This is a genomic window from Flavobacterium sp. RSP49, assembly GCF_003968735.1.
Lineage (GTDB): Bacteria > Bacteroidota > Bacteroidia > Flavobacteriales > Flavobacteriaceae > Flavobacterium.
On record NZ_RYDN01000015.1, the window covers coordinates 1 to 14,710 of the forward strand.

Below are 14,710 nucleotides of genomic sequence, written 5' to 3' on the forward strand. Positions count from 1 at the left end.
CTCCATACATAAACACATATAAATTTGCCTGTTAATTTTTAAAACATCACTTGTTTTTTATCATAGAATGCGCTATCATGTTTAATAATTTGGCAAGAAACCCGATAGCGCTGATATGCCACAGTAGTTAGCGCAGTTTTGTAAACTGTGCCCACAACATTAAGCAAATAACAAAAAATCGCTACAAAGTATAAAGCTACAACAACATAAGATGTTTGTTGAAATAATATAGAATGGGCTGATCGTTGTCATTTAATACTTAGTGTGACTTATTTTATTTCATGAATAAACAGTCCGTTTTAAAAAAAAATTTTTATTGTAGTTTAAATCACATAAGTAATAACTATGGTATAATGTCGTATTTTAAAATTAGGATAAAATCATGTGAAAATCTGATTTAAAGCTGTTTTACTTAAAGTTAATTCTTTTGACTTTACGACTTTTAAACTTTAGACTTACTTATATTCACTCAGTGACTACAAAAATACAGTTCGCTTGGAGGTTTTTATCCAGACCCATCGGAAAAACAACTGACCTTGGCACTAAGACTTGCGCGAAAGAGAAACCGAAAGAAAAGTCAAAAAAAGAAAATAAAAAAAATGAAATTTAAACTTATAAATAATATTGACAAACTTGGAACATTTGGACTTTTTCTAACTGCAATTTTCTCACCTTGTTGTTTTCCTCTTTTTGCATTTGGAGCATCAGCACTTGGGCTTGGAAGTTTAGAATTATTCGGAGGTTGGACAATGTGGATTTTTCAAATAATGGTTTTGATTTCAATTATCGGAATATATATTTCGTATCGAAAACATAAATACTTCTATCCATTATTAATTGCAATTTCGAGCGGAATAATTATATTTTCCGGATATTATTTGAGTAAATCTGAAAATTCAACTTATTTAATTTATGCAGGAATGTTTGGACTTTTTATCGCAACAATTGGAAATTATTATCAAAATAAAATATACGGAAATTGTAAAACTTGTGGAATATATGAAGGAAAAACTGTTGAATTGAAATCGACAATCATTTGTCCGAAATGTGGATACAAAAAAGACGAAATGATGCCGACAAATGCTTGTGAATTTTTCTACGAGTGTGAAAATTGTAAAACAATATTGCGACCATTAGAAGGAGATTGTTGCGTATATTGTAGTTACGGAAGTGTGAAATGTCCACCAATTCAAGTTGGAACAAGATGTTGCTAAAAACAAGAATAAATGAAATAAATTAGTCCTTCTTTCAACAGTTAGAGTTATGTGGCGTGGCGTGGCACTAACAATAAAACTCGTTTTATACAGTCCATCCCATCCCCTTATTACGGGAGAATCCCGACCCTTCGGACGGATTTGCAATCCGAGCCCCTAAGGAGAATGATTCAGCAAGAAATTATGCCAGTTTAGAGAGTGAATTAGAAGTGGTTTTATTAGAATTATTTTGATATTATTTACGAGCACGGATTACAAATCCGCCTATCCTGGTTATAGGAACCCAAAAGCAGGAAAAATTTATATATATTTGGTAACAGCCGCCCGCAAAATTAATATTCTGAATACTTAACTAATCCTATTTTATATGACAAAGCTTAATCTAATTATTCCACTCTTGATTTTGACTATACAACTAGTTAACGCACAATCAGTAGAAAGTTTAAAAATAAAAAAATACACACAAAAGAACGCAAACGAAATTATTACTGAATTCTCAGAATTTTTAAGTATCCCTAACGTAGCATCAGAGCCATTAAGCCTTCGTAAAAATGCTGATTTCATCATGTCAATGATGAATCGAAAAGGTATCAAAAATGTGCAGTTATTACATGGAAAAACTAAAAATATTCCGCCAGCCGTTTACGGTGAAGTTCTTATACCGGGTGCAAAGACAACTTTGATTTTCTATGCCCATTACGACGGCCAACCTGTAAATCCTGAACAATGGAATCAAAATCTGAGTCCTTTTATCCCAAAGTTATATACGGCAGCTATTGATAAAAACGGCAGTAACATTCCTTTCCCTTTAGATGGAAAATACAATAACGAATGGAGAATATATGCCAGAAGTGCTTCCGATGACAAAGCAGGAGTTGATGCTATTATAAATGCTTACGACGCCATCAATAAAAGCGGCTTAAAACCGAGTTACAATCTTAAATTCTTTTTTGAAGGAGAAGAGGAAAAGGGCTCAACACACCTAGATGAAATCCTACAAGAGAACGAAGCCCTTTTACAATCCGATTTATGGATAATATGCGACGGACCGGTACATCAGTCTGGGAAAAAGCAAATTTATTTTGGTGTTAGAGGAGATACAAACCTTTACTTTACGGTATATGCCTCAAAAAGACCATTACATAGCGGACATTATGGTAATTGGGCTCCAAACCCAGCGATGATGCTAGCACAGCTATTAGCATCAATGAAAGATAACAATGGTCGCGTGACGATAAAGGGGTTTTATGATGATGTAATACCATTAACACCATCAGAGAATAAAGCATTATTGACAGTTCCTTCTGTTGACGAACAGATGAAAACTGAACTTGGTATAAATAGTGCTGAAATGCGAGATAAAACATTAAGCGAATCGATCAACCTGCCCTCTTTAAACATAAATGGTATGCAAAGTGGTAACGTAGGCAAAATGGCCTCAAATCAAATTCCAACTACTGCTACCGCTGTTATAGACCTGAGGTTAGTATTAGGGAACGACTGGGAAAGACAACAACAAAAAGTAATTGATCATATAATAAAACAAGGCTACTTCGTCACAAGCAACGAACCTACAGATCAAGAAAGAAATTTGTACCCAAAAATTATAAAAGTTATTCGCGATAAAAATGGAATAAATGCGCAACGCACCTCCATGGACTTAGCAATTGTCAAAAAGGTGATTTCTGCAGTTGAAGCCACAACAAAAGACCAAGTTGTACTGCAACCAACTATGGGAGGAAGTCTACCGTTATATTTATTTGAAAAATATCTAAAAACAAACACCATTTCCGTTCCAATAGCGAATCATGACAACAACCAGCATGGAGAAAATGAAAACATTCGACTTCAAAATTTGTTTGATGGTATAGAAACTATGGGATCGTTAATGCTGATGAAATAGGTCTAACGGTATGTTACCATTATTTTAAAAAAATATAGTAAAAATTGTTTTAAATCCTAATTCCAACCAAAGTCTTATCTTAAAGATAATTTTATTTTATCAAAAAACCCAATATGAAAAAACTAACCAAAGAATTTAAATTACGACAAGCTATATTCATTTATAAAAATGATTTTCAAGCACTTATACAAAAACGGTATTGAACAATAAAAAAAAATTATGATTAAATTATATGTACTTCGCTCTTTATTGCTACTCTTTTTTATTCCCTTTTACGCAAAGGCACAAACAGTATCCATAGCCGAAAAAACAAAAACAATGAAAGTTTACAATGGCTACAAACCTTTTTATTGGGATGAAACTACGGGTAAAATATGGCTGCAAATTGATAAATTTGACGAGGAATTCTTGTATCAAACCGCTATTCCAGCTGGTTTGGGATCAAATGATATTGGACTCGACCGAGGCAAATTGGGCGCAACGTCTATTGTGAAATTTAGTCGGGTTGGAAACAAAATTTTAATGATTCAACCCAACTATTCCTATCGAGCAATAACGAATGATGCCGCCGAAAAGAGAGCTGTTGAACAATCCTTTGCACAATCAATATTATGGGGATTTACAGTTGCTGCCGAAACTAGCGGAAGCGTTTTAGTAGATGCCACCTCTTTTTTCATGCGTGATGCTTTAAAAATTAGCGCTATTCTACAAACAAATAGCCAAGGCACCTACGCGCTCGACGAAACACGCAGTGCCTTATACTTAGATCGCACAAAAAACTTTCCCATGAATTCTGAATTTGAAACTACGATGACCTTTGTTAATAACAGCGGGAAATCTGGTGCTTATGTCAATGCAGTAACACCTGCTAGTGAAGCCATTAGCCTACGGATTCATCATTCGTTTGTTGAGTTGCCTGACAGTAATTTTAAAACTCGTACCTATGATGCGCGCTCCCCTTACAATACTAATTCTTATTTTGATTACAGCACTCCCATTTCAGAGCCTATTCAAAAAAACTTTATTAATAGGCATCGACTAGAGAAAAAAGATCCTTTGGCTGACCGAAGTGAAGCCGTTAAACCCATAATTTACTACTTAGACAATGGCATTCCAGAACCTATACGTGGTGCTTTATTAGAGGGTGCTAGCTGGTGGAATCAAGCTTTTGAATCGGCTGGATTTATAAATGCTTTTCAGATAAAAATTTTACCAGAAGGTGCTGATCCAATGGATCTTCGTTACAATGTGATTAACTGGGTCCACCGTTCTACCAGAGGCTGGAGTTATGGCTACTCCATTGCTGATCCCAGAACTGGTGAAATTCTAAAGGGAAATGTTAGCTTAGGTTCCTTACGTGTTCGCCAAGACTATCTTATTGCGCAGGGATTGCTTGCACCTTTTGAAAATGGCGATTTACCCGCTGATAATAAAATGTTACAAATGGCCCTGCAACGCTTAAAACAATTGGCTGTTCACGAAGTTGGACATACGCTAGGACTAATGCATAACTATATTTCAAGTTCACAAAATAGATCCAGTGTTATGGATTATCCACCGCCTATGGCTACCCTAAACAGTAATGACGAAATAGATCTCTCTAATGCGTACACCAATGAAATTGGAGATTGGGACAAAGTCAGTATTCAATATGGGTATAAACAATTCCCTAATGGAACCGATGAAGCAGTTGCATTAGACAATCTATTAACTGATGCCACTAAAAAAGGACTCACCTTTATATCCGATCGAGATGCTCGCGATGCTGGCGGACTACATCCCAATGCTAACTTGTGGGATACTGGAAATGATCCTGTGACTGAACTAAAAAGGGTCATGCAAATTCGAGCAAAAGCACTGTCTAAATTTGGAGAAAACAACATTCGCAAAGGCACTCCGATGGCTATGCTGGAAGATGTATTAGTACCGGTCTATCTTTTTCACCGCTATCAAGTTGAGGCTGCTACTAAAGTGATAGGTGGACAATATTATTCTTATGCCATAAAGGGTGATGGGCAAATGGTGACTAAATCAGTAACTAAGGAAGAGCAACTTAATGCTTTAAATGCTGTTGTGGATTGTATGGATCCAAAAGTACTAGCACTGCCAGAACGTATCATAAAATTAATTCCGCCTCGTCCAGCTAATTATGACTATGATCGAGAACTATTTAACCGCAAAACCGGTCTAGCTTTTGATCCATTAGCCGCTGCTGAGGCCGCCGCTGATATTCCACTTTCTTTTTTATTCAATACCAGTCGACTCAACCGGTTAGTAGAATATCAAGCAGAAAATGGCGGTCTTGGAATTGATGATATGATTCAAGTCCTTACTACTAAACTTTGGAACGGCCAAAAATCAGTAGGATTAGAAGGATTGGTACAACAACAAAACGAACAAATGCTGTTGACCTATTTGCTTGCGGTTTCCGTGAATGATAGTGCCTCCTTTGCCACAAAAGCTGGACTATTAAAAGCAATAGACGACCTCAAAACGAAGGTGACAGCCCAACTTAAAAAAACTAAGAACAATACTCAAAAAGGATATTTACTTCTAACACTAGAGCGGATTAAATCACCCGAAAAAGCAAAAGCGACTTTGCATCAAACAGCACCTCCAGGAGCTCCTATAGGATGCGGTACGAATGAAAATTAGAATGTAATTCATGACCACTAACCTTGTTGGGTACCATTTGTTCTTAACACTTCTTAGGATGAAGGCAAACCAAAGTTTCGATTCAGCAGGAAGCAAAGTCGAAGTGTAGTTATTTAAACAATTGAGTTAAAGTCATTGAGATTGCTATCGTGATTCTGTTTTAAAGTAATGATGTATACAAAAAAAGCCCCATACGGGGCTTTTTACATATAATAAATTCAATTTTCTACTTACTCAAATACATTTTTCTTCTAGAGTATAATTCGTAGAATTGATCGTCTTTCAAATCATCAATAAACAAGATGCTTTCTCCTGTTGATTTCATTTCTGGTCCTAATGCTTTGTTCACATTATGGAACTTGCTGAAAGAGAAAACCGGTTGCTTGATCGCGTATCCTTTCAACTGTGGGTTAAAAGTAAAGTCGGTTACTTTATTATGCCCTAACATTACTTTGGTTGCATAGTTCACATACGGTTCTCCATATGCTTTTGCAATAAACGGCACCGTACGAGACGCTCTAGGATTTGCTTCAATGATGTAAACGATATCATCTTTGATTGCAAACTGAATGTTGATTAAACCAACGGTTCTCAAAGCCAACGCAATATTCTTGGTATGGTCTTTTATTTGTTGCATTACAAATTCACCTAAGTTAAACGGTGGCAAAGTCGCGTTACTATCTCCAGAGTGCACTCCGCAAGGTTCGATGTGCTCCATAATTCCTATGATGTACACATTTTCACCATCGCAAATCGCATCCGCCTCTGCTTCTATAGCGCCATCTAAATAATGGTCTAAAAGCAATTTATTTCCTGGAATCGTTTTCAATAAATTGATAACGTGCTCTTCCAGTTCTTGTTTGTTGATTACAATTTTCATTCCTTGACCACCCAACACATACGAAGGACGAATCAATAATGGAAAATCTAAAGTATCCGCCAAAGCTGAAGCTTCATCCGCTGTTTCAGCGATTCCAAATTGTGGAAAAGGAATTTTTAAATCGGTCAACAATTCTGAGAAACGACCTCTGTCTTCGGCTAGATCCAATGCATCAAAGCTCGTTCCTATAATTTTAATGCCATATTTAGACAATTTTTCGGCTAATTTCAAGGCCGTTTGTCCACCTAACTGCACGATAACGCCTTCTGGTTTCTCGTGTTGGATAATATCGTAAATATGTTCCCAGAAAACCGGTTCAAAATACAATTTATCAGCCGTATCAAAATCCGTCGAAACTGTTTCCGGATTACAGTTGATCATAATCGTTTCGTAGCCACATTCTTTAGCCGCTAACACACCATGCACACAAGAATAATCAAATTCGATTCCTTGTCCAATTCTATTTGGGCCTGACCCAAGAACGATTATTTTCTTTTTATCGGTAACAATACTTTCATTGTCAACGTAACGTGTTCCGTCTGCTTTTTCAATTTCGGCTTCAAAAGTCGAGTAATAATAAGGCGTTTTTGCTTTGAATTCCGCCGCACACGTATCCACCAATTTGAATACACGATTGATGTTCATTGTAGTTCGCAGCGTATGTACCTGGCTTTCCAGGCAACCTACCATGTGAGCAATTTGTCTGTCGGCGAAACCTTTTTGTTTGGCTTCTAATAGCAATTCTCTGGGTAAAGAATCCACTTTATAAGTAGAGACTTCTTTCTCCAACGTATAAAGCTCTTCGTATTGTTTCAGGAACCACATATCGATTTTAGTGATTTCATGGATGCGACTCAATGGAATTCCCATCGCGATAGCATCATAAATCACAAAAACACGATCCCAACTCGCAAAAGTTAGTTTCTCGATAATCTGTTCGTAGTTAGTATATCCTTTTCCGTCAGCACCCAGACCATTTCTTTTAATTTCCAAAGATTGAGTCGCTTTGTGCAATGCTTCTTGGAACGAACGTCCAATTCCCATTACTTCCCCAACAGATTTCATTTGAAGTCCTAACGTTCTGTCAGCACCTTCGAATTTATCAAAGTTCCAACGTGGAATTTTTACAATCACATAATCCAAAGTTGGTTCGAATAATGCCGAAGTCGATTTGGTAATTTGATTTTGCAGTTCATCTAAGTTGTACCCCAAAGCTAGTTTGGAAGCGATTTTTGCAATAGGATATCCCGTTGCTTTTGATGCCAAAGCAGAGGAACGAGACACACGAGGATTGATTTCAATCGCTACGATGTCTTCCTTATCGTCCGGCGAAACGGCAAACTGCACGTTACAACCTCCGGCAAAGTTTCCGATGCTTCTCATCATCAAGATTGCATAATCACGCATTCTTTGAAATGTCGAATCAGATAATGTCATTGCTGGCGCCACAGTGATGGAATCACCGGTGTGGATTCCCATTGGATCCATATTTTCGATCGAGCAAATAATTACAACATTATCATTTTTATCTCTCAAAAGCTCTAATTCATATTCTTTCCAACCCATCAAAGCCTTGTCAATTAAGACTTCATGAATAGGAGATGCTTCTAAACCTCGGGTTAGAAGTTCATTAAAATCTTCTTTTTTATAAACAATAGCCGCTCCTGTTCCACCTAAAGTAAACGAAGGACGAATTACTAATGGAAAACCAAATTCCTGAGCAATTTCTTTTCCTCTCAGATAAGAAGTACATATTTCTGCCGGAGCAGATGGCACACCGATTTTCTTAAGCAGTTGTTTGAACTGTTCTCTGTCTTCAGTAATGTTAATAGCGTTAACATCCACGCCAATTAATTTCACGCCAAAATCCTGCCAAATCCCTTTTTCATCGGCTTCTAAACAGAGATTTAAAGCCGTTTGCCCTCCCATTGTAGGTAGGACTGCATCAATCTGAGGATGTTCTTTTAAAATTTGAATAATCGATTTTGTCGTCAAGGGCAATAAATAAATATGATCCGCCATTGAAGGATCGGTCATGATTGTTGCCGGATTCGAGTTGATCAAAATAACTTCGATTCCTTCTTCACGAATAGAACGTGCAGATTGCGATCCCGCATAATCAAATTCGCATGCTTGACCAATAACAATAGGACCTGAACCTATTATTAAAACTGATTTTATGGATGTATCTTTTGGCATTGTGTGTAATTATGGTGTTGTGTAGTTGTTGTTTTGAAAAGATTAAAATTACTGAACTCAAATCTTTAAACTGTAAATCTTAAACATTTTTTAACGAATAGGTATAAAAAAAGGCGATACTAAAAAAAGTAACGCCTTATTTATGTTTATACAAACATTATTTTTTGTGTCTTGGTTCGCAAGAAACAGTCAATTTATGTCTTCCTTTAGCTCTTCTACGCGCAAGAACTTTTCTTCCATTAGCAGAAGCCATTCTGTCCATAAATCCGTGCTTATTTCTTCTTTTTCTTTTCGATGGTTGAAACGTTCTTTTGCTCATTGCTTTGTATCTTTAAAATCTTATTTATATGTCTTCCTATTTTTGAATAACTGTTATTCTAAAACCGAGTGCAAATATACAAAGACTTTTTTTTCTCACAAGTAGTTTTGTAAAAATATTTTCAATTCATTTTACTATATTTGTGATCTTAAATTAAACACACTATGTTTCACAGAAATATTAAACTTATTATCGCCGGACTTATCATAGCTACTGGCATTTGGCAATTTACAGAAGGCAATATCGGAAATGGGATTTTCCTTGTATTGCTATCCGGAATTCCCATTTTCTTGTACTTCAAAAACGAATTCATCCTATTAGCCTTCTTAAAACTACGAAAACAAGATTTTGAAGGTGCCAAAAAATGGTTGGCGTACATCAAAAATCCGGAAACGGCTTTGATACAAAAACAACAGGGCTATTTTAACTATTTACACGGAATTATGCTTTCGCAAACGAATATCAATCAAGCGGAGAAATATTTTAAGAAAGCCATTGAACTCGGATTATCAATGGACATGGACTTGGCTGTAGCCAAATTGAATCTGGCCGGAGTTGCCATGACACGTCGTCGTAAACTTGAAGCCACTACGCTATTGAACGAAGCCAAAAAATTAGACAAACAGAATATGCTGAAAGAGCAGATTACTATGATGAAACAACAAATGAAGAAAATATAGTTTTTATAATTATCGAAAAAAGGGTCAAATGTGTATCATTTGACCCTTTTTCTTTGGTATATATCCTAATTTTTGGAATAAAACTGCTTCATATTTTCTTATATCAATATCCGTTATTAATACTAAATTGATAAAATTAGCCACAGATTAAAAAGATTCAACTGATTTCTTAAATACAAAATAAAATCTATACAAATCTTTGAAATCTGTGGCAAAAAAATGCTTGGCACACTTTGAGGACATTCCTATTTTCTTAAATGCCTTATATGGTTCAAAAAAATTAGTTAATATCCTTTTAACGGAATATCGATTTGGTATTTCTTACCGGTATCATTTATTAATTTTGTTTCTCTAAGCCAAGGATTATGAATTTTCAAAATCTTATAGTTAATACCTTGGCTTTTTGCAAAATCAGCTAAATCTGCAATCGAACTGTCAATTTCTATTTTCCGAGTGGGCAGCGTTACGTATAATTCTTCGGGAGCAATCCTAAAATTGTATTTTTCTGGATTTTCCATAATTTCTTTCAAGGCTAAAATTCTGAAAACATAGCGGGATGTTTCTTCGGTAAGCAACAAATCATAATAATTCGATACTTTTTGAATCTCAATTTGTTTGTTTACTCCTGTCATTCCACCATTATACGAGGCTGCTGCCAAAGTCCAACTGCCAAATTTACCTTTGGCACTCAAAAAATAACTGCACGCTGCCTGGGTTGATTTCTCAAGATCGTAACGCTCATCCACATTTTCATTGACTTCCATGCCGCGTTCTTTGGCCGTTTCCGGCATAAATTGCCAGATTCCCCTTGCCCCTGCCGGAGAAACTACATTCACTAATCCGCTCTCAATAACGGCCAAATATTTGAAATCATCCGGAATACCGTTCTTTTTTAGAATAGGCTCAATTACTAAAAAAGCACGACTGGCTCTTTTTATTGCCAAAATTGTAGAAGAATGTAAATTGACATTCACCTGTAATTCGCGGTCAAATCGTTCCTTGACATCTGCTATTTTCAACGGAGTTGCTTCCCCTGAAAAATTCAGTTTTTCAGGAAAAAAAGATGTCGATTCTCTTTTTAACACTTTTTCAACGTCCGGATTTGTAGTGGCAAAAACTAATATCCCACTCGCAAAAACTACGGTAAGCACCAGAATCACTTTATTCATTACTTTCATCTTTTCTTTTTTTATGCCTTTAGAGTAGTTGCGAAAGTGCGTTTGCTTCTTTTTTGGTTTCCAATATAATGGAAGGCAAATTTTCATTCAACCATTTGTATTTATTCAAAATCATAATATGTGTTCCTCCTTTTACAACGATACAATTCTTAATATATTTTATAGGAAACACATCATCTGCGTCTCCATGAATATGAATCACGTCTGGGTCTGCAACTGTTCTGTTCCAAAGAACAACCTGCTCTACTGCCCAATTCAAATAGCGAATATCCCGAACCGAAAGGAATTTTTTATACAATTTTAATCTTTGATTCACTTTTTCTCCAAACGAAAATTTAGCTAGGTTTTCCAGATTTAAAATCAAACTCATAGGAATCAGCTTATAAGCCTTCGTTGTTTTAGCAATTTTTAATCGGCGTGGAAATTCTAAATTACTTTTGACACTCGAAATGATAATCACTTTTGAGACAGCTATACATCTGGCGATTTCCTGAACCAAAATACCTCCAAATGAAACGCCTATCAAAACGGGATTTTTATGCTTGATTTTCTTAGCTATCCTATTGGCATAATCCATCAGCGCTTCATTGTCCAACGGAATCTCCCACTCTAATAAATGGATCTCAAAACGATCTTCCGGAAGTGCAATTCGTTCAAAAATAGCGGTACTTGCCGCTAATCCTGGCATTAAATAAACTGGAATTTTACTCATAATTGTTTTAACGATTTTATAACAACATTCCCCTTTTTTATAGCGAATTTTGTATAAAACTAATTTTTTTATTGGAACCTGCTGTAACTAAGTAAGTCGAAAGTTTAAAAGTCGTAAAGTCAAAAGAATCAACTTTAAGCAAAATAGCTTTAAATCAGATTGTTACATAATTTTATCCTGATTTTAAAATATGACATTATACCATGCTTATTACTTATCATCTTATATTATTAATAATTTATGACTACACAACTATTTGAATCAAACACTAGGGGCAAAGCTGATTTTGGCTGGCTAAAAGCCAATTTTTCTTTTTCTTTTGGAAATTATTTCAATCCGGAACGTTTGCAATTTGGAATGTTACGTGTTTTAAATGATGATATCATCAAGGGCGGAATGGGTTTTGGGACTCACGGTCATGCCAACATGGAAATTATCACCATTCCTCTTGAAGGCGGCTTGAAACATCGTGACAGCATGGGAAACATCGGTGTCATTGGTTTTGGAGAAGTTCAGGTAATGAGTGCCGGGACTGGAGTAGAACATTCTGAAATGAACGCAAGCCACATCGACGAAGCCAAAACGCTACAGCTTTGGGTCTTTCCTGACAAAGAAGAAGTTACACCAAGATACGACCAAAAATCATTTGATATTGAGAATCAAATCAATACCTTTGTAAATATTGTTTCGCCAAATGATATGAATGATGGTAATGCACTTTGGGTTTACCAGAAAACCTTTTTTCATTTAGGAATTTTTGACAGCAATACTTGTTCGACCTATCAGGTTCGAATTCCTAATAACGGTGTGTACTTATTTTTAATCGAAGGCGAAATAGAAGTTAACAACCATGTTTTGAAGGCAAGAGATGCCATGGGAATAACCGATTTTGAGGCATTTGAAATCAAGATTATTACCAAATCAAAAATACTTTTGGTAGAGGTACCAATGAATTAGCGTTAATTATTATGGAGGCAGCAATCACTATGGAAATCAAAGACAACACTTTTGCAAGACAATTTGAAACTATGGTCGACGAAGGATTAGTTACTGTTGAATATTCGTTTCAGGAGAAAAAAATATTTTTGACAAAAATAAATGTACCGGAATCCTTTGAAGATGAGGAATTCATTTCTAAATTTCTAAAAAACATCATGGAAATTGCAATAGAACGAAAATTTAAAGTTGTTCCTATCCTTCCAAAAATAGTTGTTTTTTTTAAAAAGAACCCTATTTACAAAGAGTTGCTTCCTCCGGGAATCAGACTCTAAAAAAAAGAGGCTATATTCTTGAATACAGCCTCTTTTTTATGGAGATTTTCAAGCGATTACTTCTCTATCTCTCGCATACTGTCCATTTTTTTGTGCGCTAGGAAACCCGCAATATCCTCAAAATGTTCCACTACTCTTTTGTTTCCAAACTCAAAAACCTTAGTGGCTAATCCGTCTAAGAAATCCCTATCGTGAGAAACGATAATCAATGTACCATCAAAATCGCGCAAAGCCTCTTTGATGATGTCTTTGGTTTTCATGTCCAAATGATTCGATGGCTCATCCAGAATCAATAAATTCACCGGTTCCAATAATAATTTAATCATTGCCAAACGGGTTTTCTCTCCTCCGGAAAGCACTTTCACTTTTTTGGTTACATCATCGCCCTGAAACATAAAAGCCCCCAAAATATCTTTGATTTTAGTTCGGACATCCCCCACGGCAATGTCATCGATGGTTTCAAAAATAGTCGCATTTTCATTTAATAAAGAGGCTTGATTTTGAGCAAAATAACCAATTTGGGCGTTATGGCCAATTTCTAAACTACCACCATTGATTTCGATTTGTTTCATAATGGCTTTGATCATCGTCGATTTTCCTTCTCCATTTTTCCCTACAAAAGCCACTTTTTCGCCTCTTTCGATCACCATATTTGCATTCGAAAAAACCACATGCTCTCCATACGCTTTTGATAAATCTTTTACAATTACGGGATATTGACCGGAGCGAGCAGCTGGTGGAAATTTTAGTTTCAAAGCAGAAGTATCTACCTCATCTACCTGAACGATAACGAGTTTCTCTAACATTTTTACACGGGACTGTACAGCATCCGTTTTAGAAAAAGTTCCTTTAAAACGATCAATAAAAGTCCTGTTATCCGCAATCATGCGCTGTTGCTCGTCATACGCTTTTTGCTGATGCACACGTCTGTCTTTTCTGAGTTCTAAATAATGTGAATACTTGGCTTTATAATCATAAATACGTCCCATTGTAACTTCGATGGTGCGATTCGTAATATTATCGACAAAAGCTTTATCGTGCGAAATAACCACAACCGCTTTGGCGGAATTAATCAAGAAATCCTCTAACCATTGAATACTTTCAATATCCATGTGATTGGTAGGCTCATCCAGCAAAATTAAATCTGGTTTTTGCAAAAGGATTTTGGCAAGTTCAATTCGCATTCTCCAACCTCCGGAAAATTCCGTAGTTTGTCGGACAAAATCTTCGCGAACAAATCCCAGACCAAGCAGGATTTTCTCCACTTCGGCCTCATAATTTACTTCTTCAATAGCATAAAATTTCTCGCTCAGGTCTGAAACGCGCTCGATTAACTTCATATATGCGTCACTTTCATAATCGGTACGAACTGTCAATTGCTCGTTGATTGCATCAATTTCGGCTTTCATCCCGAAAACCTCCCCAAAAGCTTTCGAAGTTTCTTCCATCACTGTTGCGCCATCTGTAGTCAATAAATGCTGAGGCAAATACGCCACTACGGCATCTTTTGGCGCTGAAATATTCCCGGTTGACGGCTTGCTTTGACCCGCAATAATTTTAAGCAGTGTCGATTTTCCTGCTCCATTTTTACCCATTAGGGCAATTTTATCATTTTCATTTATGGCAAAAGAAACATCACTAAAAAGTGTCGTTCCACCAAATTGTACGGAAATATCGTTAACTGTAATCATTGTTTATT

The 14,710-nt window shown here is 36.1% G+C and carries 11 protein-coding genes and 1 pseudogene; 7 read left to right on the plus strand and 5 right to left on the minus strand.

All coding sequences use genetic code 11. The annotated features are described in order from the left end of the window. Positions 1-599 precede the first annotated feature (599 nt). The 4 genes and pseudogenes from EKM02_RS15015 to EKM02_RS09030 all read left to right on the plus strand — a co-directional run. A pseudogene (locus EKM02_RS15015) lies at positions 600-944 on the plus strand (MerC domain-containing protein); the annotation flags it as partial. A gap of 51 nt (positions 945-995) precedes the next feature. Continuing rightward, a complete protein-coding gene (locus EKM02_RS15020; protein ID WP_233592292.1) occupies positions 996-1,214 on the plus strand; it encodes a GDCCVxC domain-containing (seleno)protein in 219 nt (72 codons plus the stop codon). Positions 1,215-1,581: 367 nt separating this feature from the next. After that, positions 1,582-3,117 (plus strand): M20/M25/M40 family metallo-hydrolase, encoded by a 1,536-nt coding sequence (locus EKM02_RS09025; protein WP_126454369.1) that lies wholly within the window; start codon positions 1,582-1,584, stop codon positions 3,115-3,117. A gap of 219 nt (positions 3,118-3,336) precedes the next feature. Then, complete coding sequence (locus EKM02_RS09030) at positions 3,337-5,772, plus strand: zinc-dependent metalloprotease (RefSeq protein ID WP_199878475.1); 2,436 nt, start codon at positions 3,337-3,339, stop codon at positions 5,770-5,772. A 226-nt stretch (positions 5,773-5,998) separates the two neighbouring features. Here the strand turns inward: EKM02_RS09030 and carB are convergent, their stop codons facing one another. Next, positions 5,999-8,851, minus strand: a complete 2,853-nt coding sequence (carB, locus tag EKM02_RS09035; RefSeq protein WP_126454371.1) for a carbamoyl-phosphate synthase large subunit — start codon at positions 8,849-8,851, stop codon at positions 5,999-6,001. A 157-nt stretch (positions 8,852-9,008) separates the two neighbouring features. Next, entirely contained in the window at positions 9,009-9,170 is a 162-nt protein-coding gene (gene rpmH / locus EKM02_RS09040) for a 50S ribosomal protein L34 (RefSeq protein WP_007136275.1), read from the minus strand. Positions 9,171-9,334: 164 nt separating this feature from the next. On the opposite strand from rpmH, the gene EKM02_RS09045 reads away from it, so the two are divergent. After that, positions 9,335-9,850, plus strand: a complete 516-nt coding sequence (locus EKM02_RS09045) for a DUF2892 domain-containing protein (RefSeq protein ID WP_126454373.1) — start codon at positions 9,335-9,337, stop codon at positions 9,848-9,850. A gap of 284 nt (positions 9,851-10,134) precedes the next feature. Here the strand turns inward: EKM02_RS09045 and EKM02_RS09050 are convergent, their stop codons facing one another. After that, the gene (locus EKM02_RS09050; protein ID WP_126454375.1) at positions 10,135-11,028 is read right to left on the minus strand and encodes a lytic transglycosylase domain-containing protein; all 894 of its coding nucleotides are present in this window, start codon (positions 11,026-11,028) and stop codon (positions 10,135-10,137) included. A gap of 19 nt (positions 11,029-11,047) precedes the next feature. Beyond that, positions 11,048-11,740: an alpha/beta hydrolase gene (locus tag EKM02_RS09055; RefSeq protein WP_126454377.1), complete on the minus strand. Its 693-nt coding sequence runs from the start codon at positions 11,738-11,740 to the stop codon at positions 11,048-11,050. A gap of 240 nt (positions 11,741-11,980) precedes the next feature. Here EKM02_RS09055 and EKM02_RS09060 point away from each other — a divergent pair, with 240 nt between their 5' ends. After that, positions 11,981-12,697: a pirin family protein gene (locus EKM02_RS09060; protein ID WP_126454379.1), complete on the plus strand. Its 717-nt coding sequence runs from the start codon at positions 11,981-11,983 to the stop codon at positions 12,695-12,697. Positions 12,698-12,726: 29 nt separating this feature from the next. Then, on the plus strand, positions 12,727-13,011 hold the full coding sequence (locus tag EKM02_RS09065; RefSeq protein WP_126454468.1) for a GNAT family N-acetyltransferase: 285 nt from the start codon (positions 12,727-12,729) through the stop codon (positions 13,009-13,011). A gap of 56 nt (positions 13,012-13,067) precedes the next feature. Here the strand turns inward: EKM02_RS09065 and EKM02_RS09070 are convergent, their stop codons facing one another. Then, positions 13,068-14,702 carry an ABC-F family ATP-binding cassette domain-containing protein gene (locus EKM02_RS09070; RefSeq protein WP_126454381.1) on the minus strand — a complete coding sequence of 545 codons (1,635 nt, stop codon included), beginning with the start codon at positions 14,700-14,702 and terminating at the stop codon, positions 13,068-13,070. Between the last annotated feature and the right edge of the window lie 8 nt (positions 14,703-14,710).

Excerpts from the sequence above, each read along its gene's own strand:
- EKM02_RS09030 (WP_199878475.1), top strand. The coding sequence starts at position 3,337 with ATGATTAAATTATATGTACTTCGCTCTTTATTGCTACTCTTTTTTATT.
- EKM02_RS09070 (WP_126454381.1), bottom strand. The coding sequence starts at position 14,702 with ATGATTACAGTTAACGATATTTCCGTACAATTTGGTGGAACGACACTT.
- EKM02_RS09025 (WP_126454369.1), top strand. The coding sequence starts at position 1,582 with ATGACAAAGCTTAATCTAATTATTCCACTCTTGATTTTGACTATACAA.
- EKM02_RS09060 (WP_126454379.1), top strand. The coding sequence starts at position 11,981 with ATGACTACACAACTATTTGAATCAAACACTAGGGGCAAAGCTGATTTT.
- rpmH (WP_007136275.1), bottom strand. The coding sequence starts at position 9,170 with ATGAGCAAAAGAACGTTTCAACCATCGAAAAGAAAAAGAAGAAATAAG.
- EKM02_RS09050 (WP_126454375.1), bottom strand. The coding sequence starts at position 11,028 with ATGAAAGTAATGAATAAAGTGATTCTGGTGCTTACCGTAGTTTTTGCG.
- EKM02_RS09055 (WP_126454377.1), bottom strand. The coding sequence starts at position 11,740 with ATGAGTAAAATTCCAGTTTATTTAATGCCAGGATTAGCGGCAAGTACC.
- EKM02_RS09065 (WP_126454468.1), top strand. The coding sequence starts at position 12,727 with ATGGAAATCAAAGACAACACTTTTGCAAGACAATTTGAAACTATGGTC.
- carB (WP_126454371.1), bottom strand. The coding sequence starts at position 8,851 with ATGCCAAAAGATACATCCATAAAATCAGTTTTAATAATAGGTTCAGGT.
- EKM02_RS09045 (WP_126454373.1), top strand. The coding sequence starts at position 9,335 with ATGTTTCACAGAAATATTAAACTTATTATCGCCGGACTTATCATAGCT.